Source organism: Ruegeria sp. BHSA162 (assembly GCF_059613385.1).
Genome location: NZ_JBXWSK010000003.1, coordinates 1 through 17,178 on the forward strand (window position 1 = coordinate 1; position 17,178 = coordinate 17,178).

15 protein-coding genes and 1 pseudogene are annotated in these 17,178 nt (G+C 61.4%); 9 read left to right on the top strand and 7 right to left on the bottom strand.

The window, feature by feature from the left end:
• From AC2FM5_RS01540 to AC2FM5_RS01575, 8 genes and pseudogenes are all read left to right on the top strand, one after another.
• On the top strand, positions 1 to 227 hold a 227-nt coding region (locus AC2FM5_RS01540; RefSeq protein ID WP_496733506.1), incomplete at its 5' end, for a heparinase II/III domain-containing protein.
• Positions 228 to 248: 21 nt separating this feature from the next.
• Positions 249 to 1,838, top strand: a complete 1,590-nt coding sequence (gene purH / locus AC2FM5_RS01545) for a bifunctional phosphoribosylaminoimidazolecarboxamide formyltransferase/IMP cyclohydrolase (protein ID WP_496733508.1) — start codon at positions 249 to 251, stop codon at positions 1,836 to 1,838.
• The gene (gene lspA, locus AC2FM5_RS01550) at positions 1,838 to 2,314 is read left to right on the top strand and encodes a signal peptidase II (protein ID WP_170360612.1); all 477 of its coding nucleotides are present in this window, start codon (positions 1,838 to 1,840) and stop codon (positions 2,312 to 2,314) included. The genes purH and lspA overlap by 1 nt, the downstream gene beginning before the upstream one ends.
• Before the next feature lie 50 nt (positions 2,315 to 2,364).
• Entirely contained in the window at positions 2,365 to 2,880 is a 516-nt protein-coding gene (locus AC2FM5_RS01555; protein WP_170341119.1) for a DUF3035 domain-containing protein, read from the top strand.
• A gap of 80 nt (positions 2,881 to 2,960) precedes the next feature.
• A complete protein-coding gene (locus tag AC2FM5_RS01560) occupies positions 2,961 to 4,301 on the top strand; it encodes a M16 family metallopeptidase (RefSeq protein ID WP_480637182.1) in 1,341 nt (446 codons plus the stop codon).
• Positions 4,298 to 5,608: a M16 family metallopeptidase gene (locus tag AC2FM5_RS01565; protein WP_496733511.1), complete on the top strand. Its 1,311-nt coding sequence runs from the start codon at positions 4,298 to 4,300 to the stop codon at positions 5,606 to 5,608. The genes AC2FM5_RS01560 and AC2FM5_RS01565 overlap by 4 nt, the downstream gene beginning before the upstream one ends.
• 386 nt (positions 5,609 to 5,994) lie before the next feature.
• A pseudogene (locus tag AC2FM5_RS01570) lies at positions 5,995 to 6,177 on the top strand (cupin domain-containing protein); the annotation flags it as partial.
• 3 nt (positions 6,178 to 6,180) lie between these two features.
• Positions 6,181 to 6,324, top strand: coding sequence for a hypothetical protein (locus tag AC2FM5_RS01575; RefSeq protein WP_244952302.1), 144 nt, complete (start codon positions 6,181 to 6,183; stop codon positions 6,322 to 6,324).
• A 42-nt stretch (positions 6,325 to 6,366) separates the two neighbouring features.
• On the opposite strand, the gene AC2FM5_RS01580 is transcribed toward AC2FM5_RS01575, so the two are convergent.
• The 4 genes from AC2FM5_RS01580 to AC2FM5_RS01595 all read right to left on the bottom strand — a co-directional run bounded on the left by AC2FM5_RS01580 (position 6,367) and on the right by AC2FM5_RS01595 (position 9,944).
• Complete coding sequence (locus AC2FM5_RS01580) at positions 6,367 to 7,383, bottom strand: DUF2955 domain-containing protein (RefSeq protein WP_496733513.1); 1,017 nt, start codon at positions 7,381 to 7,383, stop codon at positions 6,367 to 6,369.
• Positions 7,373 to 8,437, bottom strand: a complete 1,065-nt coding sequence (locus AC2FM5_RS01585) for an HlyD family secretion protein (protein WP_170364749.1) — start codon at positions 8,435 to 8,437, stop codon at positions 7,373 to 7,375. Before AC2FM5_RS01585 ends, AC2FM5_RS01580 begins: the two co-directional genes overlap by 11 nt.
• Positions 8,434 to 9,513 (bottom strand): AI-2E family transporter, encoded by a 1,080-nt coding sequence (locus tag AC2FM5_RS01590; protein ID WP_170341131.1) that lies wholly within the window; start codon positions 9,511 to 9,513, stop codon positions 8,434 to 8,436. The genes AC2FM5_RS01585 and AC2FM5_RS01590 overlap by 4 nt, the downstream gene beginning before the upstream one ends.
• 161 nt (positions 9,514 to 9,674) lie before the next feature.
• Entirely contained in the window at positions 9,675 to 9,944 is a 270-nt protein-coding gene (locus AC2FM5_RS01595; protein WP_315901678.1) for a potassium channel family protein, read from the bottom strand.
• Between the two features lie 344 nt (positions 9,945 to 10,288).
• Between AC2FM5_RS01595 and AC2FM5_RS01600 the strand changes: the two genes are divergently transcribed.
• The gene (locus AC2FM5_RS01600) at positions 10,289 to 12,838 is read left to right on the top strand and encodes an AsmA family protein (RefSeq protein WP_496733516.1); all 2,550 of its coding nucleotides are present in this window, start codon (positions 10,289 to 10,291) and stop codon (positions 12,836 to 12,838) included.
• 69 nt (positions 12,839 to 12,907) lie between these two features.
• Here AC2FM5_RS01600 and AC2FM5_RS01605 read toward each other — a convergent pair whose 3' ends face one another.
• The 3 genes from AC2FM5_RS01605 to deoC are packed head-to-tail and all read right to left on the bottom strand — an operon-like array spanning position 12,908 to position 17,087.
• Entirely contained in the window at positions 12,908 to 13,717 is an 810-nt protein-coding gene (locus tag AC2FM5_RS01605; protein WP_170419938.1) for an SDR family oxidoreductase, read from the bottom strand.
• 26 nt (positions 13,718 to 13,743) lie between these two features.
• A complete protein-coding gene (locus AC2FM5_RS01610) occupies positions 13,744 to 16,077 on the bottom strand; it encodes an aldehyde dehydrogenase family protein (RefSeq protein WP_496733519.1) in 2,334 nt (777 codons plus the stop codon).
• Positions 16,078 to 16,088: 11 nt separating this feature from the next.
• Entirely contained in the window at positions 16,089 to 17,087 is a 999-nt protein-coding gene (gene deoC, locus AC2FM5_RS01615) for a deoxyribose-phosphate aldolase (protein WP_170433860.1), read from the bottom strand.
• Positions 17,088 to 17,178: the final 91 nt, after the last annotated feature.

The following is a 17,178-nucleotide window of genomic DNA, read 5'->3' on the forward strand; positions in this document are numbered from 1 at the left end:
AAAGCGGCGAGATCTGGGTTTTTCGCCATGACGGCGCCGGAAAATTGTCTCTTGAGCCAAGCGTTTATCTGGAAAAAGGCCGTCTGAAGCCCCGCGCGACAAAACAGATCGTTCTATCCGGTCGCGCAATCGAGTATGCGACGCGCATCCGGTGGACGCTGAGCAAGGCGCAGGATACAGCCTATGCCGTGCGCGACGTGCACCGGGACGAGCCCGATTTCGACTGAGCCAAAAGGATCTTTGGACCCATGACCGACCTTCACCCCGTGCGCCGCGCGTTGCTTTCCGTTTCCGACAAGACCGGATTGATCGATCTGGGCAAGGCCCTGGCCGACCGCGGGGTCGAGCTGCTGTCGACCGGCGGCACCGCCAAGGCGCTGCGCGATGCCGGGCTTGCGGTCAAGGATGTCAGCGAGGTCACAGGTTTCCCCGAGATGATGGATGGCCGGGTCAAGACGCTGCACCCGATGGTGCATGGCGGCCTGCTGGCGCTGCGCGACAATGACGCCCATGTGGCAGCGATGCAGGAGCATGGCATCGGCCCGATCGACCTGCTGGTGGTCAACCTCTACCCGTTCGAGGAAACGGTGGCCAAGGGCGCGGGCTATGACGAATGCATCGAAAACATCGACATCGGCGGCCCCGCGATGATCCGCGCCGCGGCCAAGAACCACACCTTCGTCAACGTGGTAGTGGATGTCGAGGATTACTCGGCCCTGCAGGATCAGCTCGAGGAAAACTACGGCAAGACGTCGCTGGGCTTCCGCCAGTGGCTGGCGCAGAAAGCCTATGCCCGCACCGGAGCCTATGACGCAGCCGTGTCCAGCTGGCTTGCCGACGCGCTGCAGATCGACACGCCCAAGCGCCGCGTGTTCGCCGGCGAACTGAAACAGCCCCTGCGCTATGGCGAGAACAGCCACCAGCAGGCGGCGTTCTATGTCGATGGCTCGGGCCGCCCCGGCGTCGCCACCGCCGTGCAGCATCAGGGCAAGGAACTGAGCTACAACAACATCAACGACACCGACGCCGCCTTTGAACTGGTGGCCGAGTTCGACCCGCGCGACAGCGCCGCGTGTGCCATCATCAAGCACGCGAACCCATGCGGCGTGGCCAAGGGCGCGACGCTGCTCGAGGCATACAAGGCGGCGTTCGACTGCGACCGGACCTCGGCCTTTGGCGGGATCGTGGCGCTGAACCGGCCGCTGGACGCGGAAACCGCGCGCGAAATCACCGGCATCTTCACCGAGGTCGTGATCGCCCCCGGCGCCACCGACGAGGCCAAGGCGATCTTTGCCGCCAAGAAGAACCTGCGCCTGCTGACCACCGAGGCGCTGCCCGACGTGCGCGCCGGCGGCAAGACCGTGCGCCAGGTGGCCGGCGGGCTGCTGGTGCAGGACAAAGACAACGGGCATATCGAGATGGATGACCTCAAGGTCGTAACCAAGCTGGCCCCCACGCCTGAGCAGATGCGCGATCTGCTGTTTGCCTGGAAAGTGGCCAAGCACGTCAAGTCGAACGCCATCGTCTACGTCAAGAACGAGGCCACGGTGGGCGTCGGCGCCGGTCAGATGAGCCGGGTGGATTCCGCCCTGATCGCCGCCAAGAAGGCCGAGCGCATGGCCGAAACCCTGGGCCTGCCCGAACCGCTGACCATCGGCTCGGCCGTGGCGTCGGACGCGTTCTTCCCCTTCCCCGACGGGCTGATGGAGGCCGCCGCTGCAGGCGCGACCTGCGTGATCCAGCCGGGCGGGTCGATGCGCGATGACGAGGTGATCGCCGCCGCCCACGAAGCCGGTCTGGCCATGGTGTTCACCGGCATGCGGCATTTCCGTCACTGATGCGGGCCCGGGTTCTGCTCTGGGCCGGGCTGGCCGCATTTGTGATCGACCAGCTCAGCAAGTACCTGGTGGTCCACGTGTTGCGCGTGGCCGACCAGCCCGGCGGCATCGACGTGCTGCCGCCGCTGCTGACCTTTCGGTACGGCGAGAACCGCGGCATCAATTTCGGCCTGTTTCAGGGCAATTCCGAAGCCGCGCGCTGGTTTCTCATCGCTATTTCGCTGGCCATCAGCATCGGCGTTTTCGTCTGGCTCTGGCGTACGGCCGCATCAAGGCGGATGCTGGTTTTCGGCGGATTGCTGATCGGCGGAGCGTTGGGGAACGTGGTTGACCGGGTGCTTTATGGATACGTTCTGGATTTCCTGAACATGTCTTGCTGTGGCATCAACAACCCGTTCGTCTTCAACCTCGCCGACGTGTTCATTTTCGCGGGTGCCCTCGGGTTGGTGCTGTTCGAAGGCAAAAAGCCCTCGTGACGCGCCGGATGTTATGCGATAAAAGCGCCTGAAACAGGCTGGAGACCAAGATGCGGATGCCGCGCGCCATTATTGCTCTGACACTTGCTGCTGCGGTCGCAGGATGTTCCGATATCGGCCTGCGCCATCTCGAAGCGCCAGGGCCCGGGCCTGACGAGTTTTCGGTCATGCCGGTCAAGCCACTGACCCAGCCCAAAGATTATGCGTTCCTGCCCGCGCCGACGCCGGGTGGCGCGAACCTGACCGACCCGAACCCGAATGCCGATGCCGTGGCTGCGTTGGGTGGCAATCCCGGGGCGCTGAACCCCGGCACTGGTATTCCGTCGTCGGACGGGGCGCTGGTGACGGCTTCCAGCCGCTATGGCGTTTCCCCCAACACCCGCCAGGTTCTGGCGCAGGAAGATGCGGATTTCCGCAAGCGTCAAAGCCGGTGGACGCGGTTGCGCCTGTTCAAGGTGGACCGCTATTCGCAGGTCTACAAGCGCAATTCCATCGATCCCCAGGTGCAGACCGAAGCTTTGCGCAGACAGGGCGTGGAAACACCCTCGTCGCCGCCGGATGAATAATTCTTAACTTTCCGTCATCGCTCTTGAACCCGTTCGGCGTCACCGTAGTTTGAACACCGTAACGAAACGGAGGATGCCCCATGGCTCGGGCCTTGGCGTTTTGCGCCGCTTTGATGACCGCAACCCCGGTTTTGGCCGAAACCGGGCACGAGGCCGTCACTACCTTTACCCTGGACAACGGCATGGATGTCGTCGTGGTCGAAGATCACCGTGCGCCCGTGGTTCAGCATATGGTCTGGTATCGGGCCGGATCGGCGGACGAGCCGATCGGGTCGTCAGGTGTGGCGCATTTCCTCGAGCATCTTTTGTTCAAGGCCACCGATACGATGGCGGCGGGCGAGCTTTCGGCCACCGTTGCGGCCAATGGGGGCAACGACAACGCTTTCACCTCGTATGACTACACAGCCTATTTCCAGCGCGTCGCGGCCGACCGGCTGGAGTTGATGATGAAGATGGAGGCCGACCGGATGCGCAACATCCGGCTGACCGAGAGCGACATCGCCACCGAGCGCGACGTGATCCTGGAGGAACGCAACCAGCGCACCGAGAACAACCCCCGTGCCCTGTTCGGCGAACAGATGAGCGCGGCGCAGTATCTCAACCACCGCTACGGCGTTCCGGTGATCGGCTGGAAGCACGAGATGGAGACCTTGGACATGGAGGACGCGCTGTCCTTCTACCAGACCTATTATGCGCCCAACAATGCGATCCTGGTGGTGACCGGCGATGTGGACCCGGACGAGGTCAAAGCCTTGGCCGAGACGTATTATGGCGTGATCCCCGCCAACCCGGACCTGCCTGAACGGGTCCGATCGCAGGAACCGCCGCAGACCGCCGAGCGGCGTCTGACCTTCAAGGATGCGCGGGTGTCGCAACCATATGTTCAGCGCAGCTACCTCGCGCCCGAGCGTGATGCCGGTGCACAGGAAAAGGCTGCCGCGTTGTTCTTGCTGGCCGAACTGCTGGGCGGCAGCACAACGTCCTACCTGAACGAGAAACTGCAGCTTGAGCAGCAACTGGCTGTATATGCCGGGGCGTTTTATCGTGGGGTGTCGTTGGATGACACGACCTTTGATCTGATCGTTGTTCCGGCTGAAGGCGTGTCGCTGCAAGAGGCCGAGGATGCGATGGATCAGGCGGTGGTCGATTTCATCGCAGAAGGCGTCAACCCGGATGATCTGGACCGGATCAAGATGCAGCTGCGCGCCGCACAGGTCTATGCCCGAGACAACGTCGATGGAATCGGCAACCGCTATGGTCGGGCGCTGACCAGCGGCCTGACGGTCGAGGACGTGCAGGCCTGGCCCGACATCTTGCAGGCCGTCACCGGCGAAGAAATCATCGCCGCCGCGCGCGAGGTGCTTCAGCCCGAAGCGTCTGTCACCGGCTGGCTGATGCGTGATGACGAGGTGACCCAATGATCCGTTTCCTTGCCCCCTTGATCGCCCTGCTGATCGCTCTGCCTGCCTGGGCCGAGATCAAGATTCAGGAGGTCACCTCGCCCGGCGGCATCCGAGCCTGGCTGGTCGAGGATCACTCGATCCCGTTCACTGCGCTGGAACTGCGGTTCCGCGGGGGCACGTCACTGGACGATCCCGACAAACGCGGCGCGGTCTATCTGATGAGCGGCCTTCTCGAAGAAGGCGCGGGCGACATGGATTCTCGCACCTATGCGCGGGCGCTGGAATCCCTGGCGGCGTCGATCGGATACAGGGCCACCGATGACAGTGTTGCGATCTCGGCCCAGTTCCTGACTGAAAACCGGGACGACGCCGTTGACCTGCTGCGCACCACAATCCAGCAACCACGCTTTGATCAGGACGCGATCGACCGGGTTCGGGCGCAGGTCCTGTCCGGGCTGCGCTCGGAACAGACCGACCCCAATGACATCGCGGGTGAGGCATTCGCCAAAATGGCCTATGGCGATCATCCGTATGGATCCAACGGCAAAGGCTCGATCGACAGCGTATCGGCCCTGACCCGTGACGACATCATCGACGCATACAAAGGCGTCTTCGCCAAGGACCGTCTGTATGTGGGCGCAGTGGGCGACATCACACCCGAAGAGTTGGGTGCGTTGCTGGACAATCTGCTGTCGGACCTGTCCGAAACGGGCAAACCGATTCCCGGGAATGCAGAGGTGACGATTCCCGGTGGCGTCACGGTGGTCGAGTTCGACACGCCGCAATCGGTGGCGCTGTTCGGCCAGAAGGGTATCGACCGCGACGATCCGGATTTCTTTGCAGCCTACATCCTGAACCACATCCTCGGCGGCGGCGGCTTTGAAAGCCGCCTGATGCAGGAAGTGCGCGAAAAACGCGGCCTGACCTATGGCGTCGGGACCTATCTGGTGCCCAAGGATCTGGCCTCGGTCTATCTGGGGTCGGTATCCTCGGCCAATGACCGGATCGGGCAGGCTATCGAGGTAATTCGCGACGAATGGCGGCGCGCGGCGACCGAAGGCGTAACCCAGAAAGAGCTGGACGACGCCAAGACCTATCTGACCGGCGCTTATCCGTTGCGCTTTGACGGCAATGCCCAGATAGCGGGCATCATGGTGGGCATGCAGATGGAAGAGCTTCCGATCGACTACATCGCGACCCGAAACGACAAGGTGAACGCGGTTACGCTGGACGAGGTGAACCGCGTCGCGGCCGAGCTGCTGGACCCGGACGGGCTGCATTTCGTGGTTGTGGGCAAACCCGAGGGGCTTGAGACCACGAACTGACGCGAAGGGCCGGCAGTCGGCAGGCGTTTTGCAGAACTCCCGACGAGCAATCATTCAGCGCCGCTCGCCCCGGGTCCCTTGAACCGGAAGCGTCCGCAACCTCTGGATCGTCCGCGTATCCGGCATCTGTTCCGTGAAACCCGCATGGCCTTCACGGTCATGCGGGTCCGCCGTCGGGCTTGTTTCACTTGATGGACAAATGTCATCATGAAGCGGAACTATTTTCGCGGGTAAGGAAGGAGGGGTCCTTGTTGCCCTATCAGTTCTGGCATTCGAAGTTGACCGACCCTCCCATCCACGTCCCGGCGATCGGACTGCAGTAGTTTGTCCGGATACCGCACGACACCACCGACGATAATATCTCGGTCATAGAGACAATAAATGAACTGGGGTCTGGCCCGCCTCTGCACCGTCACCCACAAACTGAGATCTTTCGCGTTTTGGACGGGCGGTATCTCTACGAGTGCGATCGAAAGCGTTTTGTTGCAGAAACAGGCGACGTCGTAACGATCCCCGGGGGCGCCGCGCACGCATTTCGCAATCTTTCCGACGGGCCAGCGCGGCAACTGGTCATGATACTGCCATCCTTCGACACGGTCGCCTTCTTCAACGGGCTGGGAGACATCATGGCAGACGGAGTTCCCGACCGGGACGTGCTGAATGCATTCTCCGAGAAATGGCAGATCGAGTTTCTGGGGCCGCCCCTGCAACTTTGACGCCAGTCCAATTTGCCTCGGGCGCCAAAGTTGGCGGCTGCGTCATGCATTCACCGGGTTTTCGCGTTTCTTTTCCGGCCAGAACTCATCCACGACCACGTAGGCTATGATGACGAACAGGGCCGCGCTTGCGACTTGCAGAACGCGAGTGATGCTTTTGACATCGGCCTCGTCCGAAAACGGTGAAATCGACCCGCCGTAGACAATCAGGACCGTCGTCAGGGCCGATCCGGCGGCGGCGGCCAGCGGGATCTGGGATTTGCCGAGCGCGCCAAGCGTCACACAGGCGAAAAAGCACAGCAGGATCGGCGTGAGAATGACCGGCGCGATGACGTTGACTTCGTAGCAGATGATGGACGCAGCTGCGCCGAGCAGGTTTGCCGTCAGCATCGCCTTGGCCACGGCTTTGCCGGCGGCAGGCATCGCAGCGAGCTGCTGGCTGAGAAGAGCCACAAAGAACAGAACCAGCAGGGCAGACGCCCCAGACACAAAAAATGCCAGGGCGAAAGGAACCGTGACAAGAGACATTCTGACGATGCGCCGATGCTTGTCAAAGTCAGCGGCGGATCCGGCTTTGCCCTGCGTGGCGTTCTGGGGGGCGGCCGGAATAAGCGTGAACATCAACGTCGATACGAAACCGGCAAACAACAGGTTCAGCGGGATCCAGAATACAAGCACCAGCGCCAGATCCGGAGATTGCAGAACGAGGTTGGGGATCATCAGCGCCCCCATCAGGGCGATGACGCCCGGCAGGACACCGGCGCCTGACACGGACCATATGAAGGACAGGATTATCCCGATCGCCACCAGTATCAGAAACACGACCGGATAGGGCGCGAAAACCGATGAGAGCAGGAAAGAAACGAACATCAACGCAATCGAGAAAACGAACAGTTTCGCAAACGCGGCCAGGGGCAACGCGGTAGGTGCCTGAAGGAAGAGCGCGGTGAACACCGCGCCAACAACCGCCAATGGCCACCCAAGGAAAAGCCCCAGAGAAAAGACGCCGGTCACACCCAGTGCAAGTCTGTAAACGGCGTGTCTGTCCTCAGTACGCATAAGAAAAGATCGAAACCAAACGAATGTATGTCCGACCGACCGCGTTCAGTATCCCGTTGTCGCTGAGGTACATGATGACATCCGCCTGACCGTTCAACTGAAACCTCAGGTCGTCTTCCGCGCTTCCGGCCTCGTAGCCCGGCAGTATGATGCGCACGGGAAACCGTTCAGGTTCGCGCAGAAAGCCTTTGGTGCTCGGCGGGCTTGCCAATTGTCCGGGTGTGTCGCCGCCACTCAGCGAGACCGCCGCGCTGAAGCTTTCGATTTTGCCCGGGATGATCTGACCGGGGTGCATATCCAGCACGACATCCACCGGAGACCCGACGGTGGCGCGCCCCAGATTGTTCTCGGTGAAATACGCCTCGATCCACACGTCCGTCGCATCAAGAAACGTCAGCAGATCCTGGCCGGACCGGGCGTATGTGCCGGGTGCAATCAACAAGTTGGATATGACGCCCGTAGCCGGCGCGCGCAGTTCGGTCCATTCCAGATTGAGCTCGGCATCGGCCAAAGCCGCCAAGGCACGTTGGATTTTGGGATTCTCATTCCCTTCGTCCCCAAGCCTTTGCTTGGCCTTCTCCAGATCTGCTTTGGCGTTTTCATAGTTCGCCTCGGACTCGGCCAGCTGGCCTCGGGCATCGTCGGCTTTCGAGATGGCAATCAGCCCTTTCTTCTCGAGCGCGAAGACCCGCTCCGTCTGAATGCGCATCGTATCCAGATCGCTCTGCGCGCGGGCCAACTTGGCTTGCGCCGCACTTACCTCGGCCGAGGATGCGCCGACCTCCTGAGTGGCCGCCTCAAGGTCGGCCTGGGCTCTGTCGCGATCAATCTCGTAGGGTCTCGGGTCGATCCGAACCAGCAGATCGCCGGCCGAGACGACCTGCCCGTTTTCTACCAATACCTCGATCACGGTTCCCGTGACCTGCGGAACGATTTGGGTCGCCACGGCCTTTACCCGTGCGTTCCCGGTGAACGGCGTCTTGCGGTCGGCAACCAGATACCAGATGAGGAAGATGAGAATGACGGCCAGTGTCGTCCAGATCGTCTTCCTCATTTTGCGGCTCCCTCGGCGGTGTCATCGGTCGCTGGTGAGGCGTCGATCCAGACCTTGAACAACTCGTAGAAGACGGCGAACAAGACCGGACCCATGAAGATGCCGATCAGGCCATAGGCCATCATCCCGCCCAGAACCCCGATGAGGATCACGAGCATCGGTGTCTCGAGGCCTTTTGAGATGAAAACCGGCCGCAGGAAGCTGTCCATTATGCTGACGGGAATGGCCAGAACGGTGAAGATCAGCGCCGCACCGCCGGACATGGAACTCCATGCATAGATGACCAGCGGCAGAAGGACGAGGCCGGGGCCGATCTGGATGATCGAGAGTATCAGGCAGATGAACGCCAGCGTCGCGGCCGAGGATATCCCGAACAGCGCCAACAGGACCCAGACAACGACGGCCTGAATGGCGGCAACGCCGATTACGCCCTTGGTCACGTTCCGGATCGTGGCCCCAGCCAGAGTGACGAATTCGCCGCCGCGTGGCGCAAAGACGCGGTTGGCAAAGCGCTGAAGGCCCTGCACCAGATCCGGTCCGGGGCTGAACAGGGCGCCCATGATCAACACCGACAGCGCAAGGCCGAGAAGCCCGATTCCGATCCCCAGGACTTTGCCAAAGAGCGATTTGGTGATCTCGAGGATTTGCGCGCCGTATTTTGCAAGCGCACCATCCAAGTTCCGTTCAAACATGCCCCAGGCATCGGCAAGCTTGGCACCGACCAGAGGCAGATCCTTCAGGCCTTCCGGCGCCGGCGGTATCTTCAACTCGCCCTTGTCAGCTTGCTCGGCAAACTCGGACCCCAGTTCCGCAGCCCCAGATACCGCCGTTGCTACCGGCCCCAATGTGAGAACCAGACCCAGCAAAACCAGGATCGTCGTTGCCAGCTTCTTCCGTCCTCCCAGCTTGGACTGAAGCCAATCGAAGGCGGGATAAAGCGCGACGCAGAGAATTGTGGCCCAGATGACGACGCTTGCAAGCGGGGCAACCATGACCAAGGCGCTGTAGAGAAACAGCCCGAGAAACAGTAACCTTATCGCAAGGTCGACAATCTTTGCGTCCTGAGTCTTTTCCATTCCATCCCCCTGGTATGTTTTTCCGTATGTTACACTCAAAAAAGCAAATATGTATATTTTTGAGCTCTTAGTGGTTTCCGGCAGTGCGGTGGTTGACTCAGCCCCCACTTTGCAAGCGGATCCTGAGGTGCAAAGCACGCTGTGGCTCACCTTGCCAGAGCCTATTTTTTCGGAGTCTCATCCTCCTGGGACAGGATCGTGTCGGCCACGGTCGTGGCGGCGGTGACGAAGATACCCAGACCCACGATTATGTACGCCATCGTAAAGATCTTGCCCGCAGCGGTTTCAGGAGAAAAGTCGCCAAAACCCACGGTCGAGATCGTCACTACGGAAAAATAGACGGAGTCCAACCAGCTCCACCCCTCGACAAAATGGTAGAACACGGACGCCCAAAGGATCATTCCGACGGTGAAGGCGAGTATGCCCTTCACTCTGCCGTCCTTGAATGCGACACCTATCCCACGCGTTATTCTGGTTAGTGAATTCATCATGCCCTCATTCGCAAAAGAATTCACATATAGCAGTAAATGGATGATTGTGTGAATCCAAAGGGTGAGTTGGCCCGGGCAACGGCAATCTCGTGGCCTCAGAAGGCGCGCGAAACATGTATTCCATTAACATGATGGATAAATGCTCTAGGGTAATCACATGCTGAATCGGGACGCTGAGGGGAAACGTGCGAATAATTGTCAAAGGTGTCTTGATCTGTTGCGCGGTCGCGCTTGTGGTTTTTGCCGCGGCTTGGCTGTTTCTGTCTTCCGCTTTGTTCTCGTCGGTGCGGACCAGTTTCGTTGAGAACCTGATCTCAAAGAAGCTGGGTCAGCAGGTGTTGATTGAGGATGAGGTGCGTTTGGGCCTTGGCCGTCAGTTGCAGGTATCAGCAGCTGGACTGGTATTGCCCGCTACGCCCAAGGCCGAGGCGGATCTGGCGGCGATCGATCAGATCGAGTTCGAAGTATCTGCACGGGACCTGTGGAACAGCAAGCTGTCGGTGAGCAATCTTTCAGTGTCTGGGGTTCATCTGAACCTGATCACAGACGAAGAAGGCGTGACCAACTGGCAGTCCTTTTCGCGCACCGGGACCGAAACCGACAAGACTTCGGAACGTCCGACCCAGCCTTTGGCCGGAATTCTGACGGATCGTACGATCGACCTGAAGGATGTCACCGTACTCTATCAGAACGACCTGAACGGCATTGGACTGGACTTGCAGCTTCCAGAACTGGTTTTGCAGCGCGATGCCGAAACCGGTGTTGCCTCGGCGGTCGGAACGGGGTCGCTCAACGGTCAGAGTTTTGACTTGAAGGGCACGTTCCCGCCCCAGGACCCGTTCCAAGTGGCATTGAACTTTGATCAGATTTCGGTCGAAGCCCAACAGATTCCTGTGGAGACCGGCCTTCAGGTCAAGGCGACCCTCGAGGTCGATCAGTTGGGTCAACTGCTCGATGTCTTGAAACTCAACCGCGTGTTGGAGGGTTCGGGCAATGTTGGTGCAACATTCAAACTGGCAGACGGCGTCGCACGGGTTGATGACCTGTCTGTTCTGGCCGAGCTGGATGGTGGCCAAAGCCTTTCCGTCACCGGACAAATCGGGAAATTGGGCAATCCGGAAGATGTTTCTCTGACGACCCGCATTCGCCTGTATCCTGAGGATGCCGAGCCGGCTCCGGCTGCCTCGCGGTATGACCTCAAGCTTATTGCCGTGGATATGGTCATCGACAGTGTCCCGGGACAGGTCCCGCAACGGCAGATGGTCATCAAGACGAACGGTTTCACGCTGGACACCTCTGGTGAGGGCCCGCCGCCGATCAAATTCTCCGAGCTTGCCAGAACGCCCGAAGGTGCCCTGAGCGTGGGCAACATCAATTTGAGGATCGGAAACCCCGCCGATCCTTTTATCATTCTGACCGGTTCGGTCGAGGATGCGTTGCAGTTGCAGGGCGTATCCGCCGAAGGTTTGATCGATATTCCGGCAAGCAGTCTGATCTCGCCCGAACTGTTGGGCCCCGATGACCAGCTGGGCAGGTTTTCGGGAAACTTTCATTTGAACGGAAACATCGAACAGCTTGCTTTGACCAATCTGGATGGTCAGACAAGCGAAACCGAGGTCTGGAGCCTGGAGGTGCACGGAACCGTAGAAAATGTCCTCAAGTTCGAGAATCTGGATCTGGCAATCGACGTGGATGTTCCGTCGGGCGCAGATCTTCTGAAGGCCTTGTCGCTGGAGCCGGTGGACACCGGTCGGGCCCATCTTGAAATCGACCTGGTAAGTGAAGGCACCGATTGGAATGCCAACGCCAATGTCGAGGTTTCCGAGTCGGTCTTGAAAATCGCGGCGGATCTTGATGACGCAACAAGCGATCCCGTGCTGCAGGGGTCGATCGAGAGCGATCTGATAAAAATCGATCAAATCCGGACCATCGTTCAGGCGGCCGCCCAACTGCGCAAGATAGGTGGTTCACCGCCGGAGCAGGAAGATGCCGAGCAAGGCGACGGTGACACAGGTCCGTTGAGGGATGTGACCCTCAAACCCATCGGGCGGGCCATTTTGCTGTCGGGTGTGAATGTAGATGTCGACATAGACCTGCGTCACATTGAGGGTGCCAAGGGCATCAGCAGCCTGCAGAGCGAACTGACTCTGGACGAAAACGAGCTACGGGCCGGACCTCTGAAGTTTGAATACGGAGGTGGTCATTTCGACGTCAGCGGGCAAATGGATCTTTCGAATGAGGCGCATCTGCTGACCCTGACCGGAAAGGCGGGCGGATGGCAGTTGGATGACCTTCTGCAAAACCTGAACTTCAAGAAAGGCGCCAGCGGCACGGTGTACGCAGATTTCTCGGTTACGGGGGGCACGGATACCGTCAAGCAATTCGTCGGCAGCATGAGTGGCAATGCCACGGTTTCAATGCGCGACGGTTCGATCGAAACCCAGCTTCTGGATCTAGCCGGGCTGGGTATTCTTCCGTGGGTATTTACCAAGGAAAAACAGAAAGTGGCGCCAATCGTGTGCCTGCGCGCTCCGATCAGCATTTCCAACGGAAAAATTGAGACGAAACAGACGACGCTGGAAACAGATCATGTTCAGGTCGTTGTCTTTGGCGCTGTCGACCTGACGGACAAGGTGTTGGACCTGAACATCCAGCCAAGAAAGATTGGCGAGCCACTTGCGCGCAGCCCGTGGCCAGTGACCCTGAGGGGCGCGCTCGCTGAGCCCAAGGTCAAAGTCAAGGATGGTCCGAAAAGGCTGAAGCGGTCGGATGGTGCAGACCAGATGCCGGCACAAAGAAAGCTCTGCATCCCGGATATCCTGCAGTTGCAGTAGCGGCGGTTTGCCAAGCGGCCACGGCCCTGCCTGTGTTCGGCAAGGCCGGCCAAGCCTGTCGGACGCGGATCACCCCTTTTTCATGCTGCGCAGCATCTGCCCCATCATCTGGCCGAACTGACCCGAGCCGCGCTGATACAGCGCCCCGTCCACGGCCAGAACCGTACCGCTGACATAGCTGGCCATGTCCGAGGCCAGGAACAGACAGGCGTTGGCCACGTCCTGAGGCGTGCCCCAGCGGCCCAGCGGCACGTCTCGGCGCAGCTGCTCGCCCGCGTCGGGGGTTGGGGCCAGACGCTTGGCGCCTTCGGTGCCCTCGATGAAACCCGGCACCACCGAGTTCACCCGGATGCCCTCCACGCCCCATTCCATCGACAGGGTGCGGGTGATCTGATCGACCCCCGCCTTGGCCGCGCAGACATGGGCCTGGCCCTCGTAGGGCAGGTAAGATTGCGGGGCCGAAATGTTGATGATGTTGCCGCCGGGCCGTTTCAGATAGGGATAGGCGCCTTTCAGCACATGCACAGTACCCATCAGGTCGATCTCGACCACGGTGCGGAAGGCGTTGACCGACATCTCCGCCATCAGCGCCGGGAAGTTGCCCGCCGCCCCCGAAACCAGCACGTCGAAATCACCGAGCGCCGCGTGGAACTGTTCCAGCCCCGCGGCGACCGCCTCGGCATCACGCACGTCGAAGGCCGCGCCGATGGTCTCGGCCGCGCCGGCTGCCTTCAGCGCGGCGATGGTGTCGTCCACCTTCTCCTGCGAGCGGCTGGCCACGGCCAGTTTGGCGCCCGAGGCCGCGAAGGCCTCGGCGATGCCCCTATTGATACCGCTGGTCCCGCCGATGACGATGACCGTCTTTCCTGCAAAGTCCATGTAGAGCCTCCCGCTTTGGAGGGGCCCTACTCGCCGTAGGGCACCCAGATGTTCTTGATCTCGGTCGCAGCCTGCAGGAAGCGGCGGGTGTGGTCCATGCCCCAATCGAATGCCGTCGCGTTATTGACCCAGGTCCGTTTCAGGTTCCCGGCCGAGACGACCTCGATCTGTGCTGACAGGTCCGACGACGAGAAGGACCAGACCGCATCCACGTTCAGATGCGAGGCCAGCGGTTTGGCCAGTTCCTCATGACTGCCGGTCAGGATGTTGACCACGCCTGCGGGCACGTCCGAGGTGTCCAGTACCTGATAGAAATCGGTCGCCGCCAGCGGATAGGGCTCGGACGCCACCAGAACCACCCGGTTGCCCATCGCGATCGCCGGGGCCATGGCCGAGACCAGACCCAGCAGCGGCGCTTCGTCAGCGCAAAGCGCGCCGATCACGCCCACCGGTTCCTTCATCGCAATCGCCACGCCCCGGATCGGAACGCCATGCACCTGGCCGTCATACTTGTCGGCCCAGGCGGCTGCGGTGAACAGGCGCTGGATTGCGGCGTCGACCTCTTTCGTACCGTCCTTGCGGCCGGTCATCGCGTCGATGCGATGCGCGAACTCATCGGCGCGGGCCGAGAGGTTCTCACCGATGTAATACAGGATCTGCGCCCGCAGATGGCCGGTGGTTTTCGACCAGCCCGCCGCGCCGGCCGCGGCCTCGACCGCGTTGCGCACGTCCTTGCGGTTGGCTAGACCCACATGGCCCAGCAGCCCCGCCTTGCCCCAGACCGCGCGGGAATAGCCGCCATCGGGCCGCGCCTGCTTGCCGCCGACATACAGTTTGGCCGTGCGGTCGACCGGATCGACTGGGCCGCCTTCGCCCACAATAGGTTCGATCTTGGCCAGCGGCTTGGCTTTGCCCTTGGGCTTGGAATAGGCGCTCAGCCCTTCCCAGCCGCCTTCACGGCCAAAGCCGCTTTCGCGCACGCCGCCAAAGCCCGCGGCCGCGTCGAACAGGTTGGTGGCATTGACCCAGACCACGCCCGCGACCAGCTTGGGTGCGATGTCCAGCGCAAGGTTGACGTTCTCGGTCCAGACCGTGGCCGCCAGCCCGTAACGGGTGTTGTTGGCCAGCTCGACCGCCTCGGCCGGGGTGCGGAAGGTTGATGAGACCAGAACCGGACCGAATATCTCCTCCTGCATCAGCGGGTCCGAGGTCTCGAGTCCGGTGATCAGCGTTGGCGGGTAGTAGCAGCCGTTCGCGGGCAACTCACAGGCGGGTTGGTAAACCTGGCCTACCGCGTTGCCCTCGACCATCGACTTGATGGTCTGCAGCTGCACCGGGTCCACCACGGCGCCCACGTCGATGCATTTGTCCAGCGGGTTGCCGATGCGCAGCGTGTCCATGCGGGCGCGCAGCTTGGCATAGAACCGCTCGGCGATGCCCTCCTGCACCAACAGGCGCGAGCCCGCGCAGCAGACCTGGCCCTGGTTGAACCAGATCGCATCGACCAGACCTTCGATGGCACTGTCGATGTCGGCATCGTCAAAGACGATGTAGGGCGACTTGCCGCCCAGCTCGAGCGTGAGGGCCTTGCCCGACCCGGCGGTGGCCTCGCGGATGCGGCGCCCCACGATCGTCGAGCCGGTAAAGGCGATCTTGTCCACGTCTGCCTTCACGATCATCTCGCCCACCGCGCCGTCGCCGGTGACGATGTTGACCACGCCCTTGGGCAGACCGGCCTGCATGCAGATATCGGCAAACAGCAGCGCCGTCAGCGAAGTGTATTCGGCAGGCTTCAACACCACCGTGTTGCCCATGGCCAGCGCCGGGGCCACCTTCCACGCCAGCATCAGCAGCGGGAAGTTCCACGGGATGATCTGGCCGCAGACCCCCAGCGCCTGTGCGTCGGGCAGCTCGGTTTCCATCAGCTGGGCCATACCCGCGTGATAGTAGAAATGCCGCTGCACCAGAGGAATGTCGATGTCGCGCGATTCCCGGATCGGCTTGCCGTTGTCGAGCGTCTCCAGCACCGCGAACAGGCGGGCGTGTTTCTGGATCAGCCGCGCGATCGCATAGAGGTATCGGGCGCGGGCGGGGCCGCCCAGCTTTTCCCATTTGGGCTGCGCCTTGCGGGCGGCGGCCACGGCGGCGTCCACATCGGCCTGCGTGGCCTGGGTCAGCTTGGCCAGAACCTCGCCCGTGGCCGGGTTGCGGCTTTCAAACCCTTTGCCGGGCTTGGTAAAGGCGCCGTCGATGAAATGGCCGAACTTGTCGCCCTGATCGACCAGCCATGCCAGGGCCTCGGCGGCACTTTCCGGGGCGGGTCCGTATTCCATGGTCTCGAAAATCTCTTTGACTGTCATTGTTCCTGTCCTCAGCCCATCGGGTGCCGGTAACCGGCCGAGTATGCCCCGGTGACGAAATGTTCCAACTGCCGCTCGATATCGCCCAGCAGGGACGACGCGCCGAACCGGAACAGGTCGGGTTGCAGCCAGCGGTCGCCCAGCTCGTCCTTGATCAGCGACAGGTAGACCAGCGCATCCTTGGCCTTGGAAATCCCGCCGGCGGGCTTGTAGCCCACGCGATAGCCGGTGCGGTCATAGTAGTCACGGATCGCGCGGATCATGACCAGCGACACGGGCAGGGTGGCGTTGACGCTTTCCTTGCCGGTCGAGGTTTTGATGAAATCGGCCCCCGCCATCATGCAGATCAGCGAGGCACGCGCCACGTTGCGCAGGCTGCCCAGCTCGCCGGTGGCGAGGATGGCCTTTACATGCGCCTCGCCGCAGGCTGCGCGGAACGCCTTCATCTCGTCATACAGCGCCTGCCAGTTGTCCTGCAGCACATGGCGGCGCGAGATCACGATGTCGATCTCCTCGGCCCCGGCCTTCACGCTCTCCTCAATCTCGGCCACGCGCAGGTGAAAGGGCGACAGGCCCGCCGGAAACCCGGTGGATACGGCCGCGACCGGAATGCCGGTGCCTGTCAGCGCATCCACCGCCGTTTCGATCATGTCGTGATAGACGCAGACCGCGCCGGTGGTAATCGGCGGCATGTCAAGCGCCCTCAGCAGGGCGGGTGACACGGGCTGGCGGGCCTTAGCGCACAGGCGGCGCACGCGGCCCTCGGTGTCATCGCCCGACAGGGTGGTCAGGTCGATCATGGTGATCGCCTTCAGCAGCCAGCCGGCCTGATGCTCTTTCTTGACCGACCGGCGTCCGGGCAGGGTCGCGGCCCGGCGCTCGATGGCCGAGGTGTTGGCCTGCACGGCGCGCACCCAGTCGAGGTCCAGATCCATGCCGGGGTTTCGGGGCTCGGTCACTTGCGGCAGATGCGCGGTGCGCACGGGGCTTTCTGAGCTCTGCGTATCCATTGTCACGTCCTTTGGGAGGTTTGCGCCAAAATCGCACGGGAAACGGCCAAAGGAAAGGCAAACTGGACGCCTTTGGCCATTTTTTTGACCA

Bases quoted from the DNA above. Each gene is read 5' to 3' on its own strand.
- purH (WP_496733508.1), top strand. From the start codon at position 249: ATGACCGACCTTCACCCCGTGCGCCGCGCGTTGCTTTCCGTTTCCGAC.
- lspA (WP_170360612.1), top strand. From the start codon at position 1,838: ATGCGGGCCCGGGTTCTGCTCTGGGCCGGGCTGGCCGCATTTGTGATC.
- AC2FM5_RS01555 (WP_170341119.1), top strand. From the start codon at position 2,365: ATGCGGATGCCGCGCGCCATTATTGCTCTGACACTTGCTGCTGCGGTC.
- AC2FM5_RS01560 (WP_480637182.1), top strand. From the start codon at position 2,961: ATGGCTCGGGCCTTGGCGTTTTGCGCCGCTTTGATGACCGCAACCCCG.
- AC2FM5_RS01565 (WP_496733511.1), top strand. From the start codon at position 4,298: ATGATCCGTTTCCTTGCCCCCTTGATCGCCCTGCTGATCGCTCTGCCT.
- AC2FM5_RS01575 (WP_244952302.1), top strand. From the start codon at position 6,181: ATGATACTGCCATCCTTCGACACGGTCGCCTTCTTCAACGGGCTGGGA.
- AC2FM5_RS01580 (WP_496733513.1), bottom strand. From the start codon at position 7,383: ATGCGTACTGAGGACAGACACGCCGTTTACAGACTTGCACTGGGTGTG.
- AC2FM5_RS01585 (WP_170364749.1), bottom strand. From the start codon at position 8,437: ATGAGGAAGACGATCTGGACGACACTGGCCGTCATTCTCATCTTCCTC.
- AC2FM5_RS01590 (WP_170341131.1), bottom strand. From the start codon at position 9,513: ATGGAAAAGACTCAGGACGCAAAGATTGTCGACCTTGCGATAAGGTTA.
- AC2FM5_RS01605 (WP_170419938.1), bottom strand. From the start codon at position 13,717: ATGGACTTTGCAGGAAAGACGGTCATCGTCATCGGCGGGACCAGCGGT.
- AC2FM5_RS01610 (WP_496733519.1), bottom strand. From the start codon at position 16,077: ATGACAGTCAAAGAGATTTTCGAGACCATGGAATACGGACCCGCCCCG.
- deoC (WP_170433860.1), bottom strand. From the start codon at position 17,087: ATGGATACGCAGAGCTCAGAAAGCCCCGTGCGCACCGCGCATCTGCCG.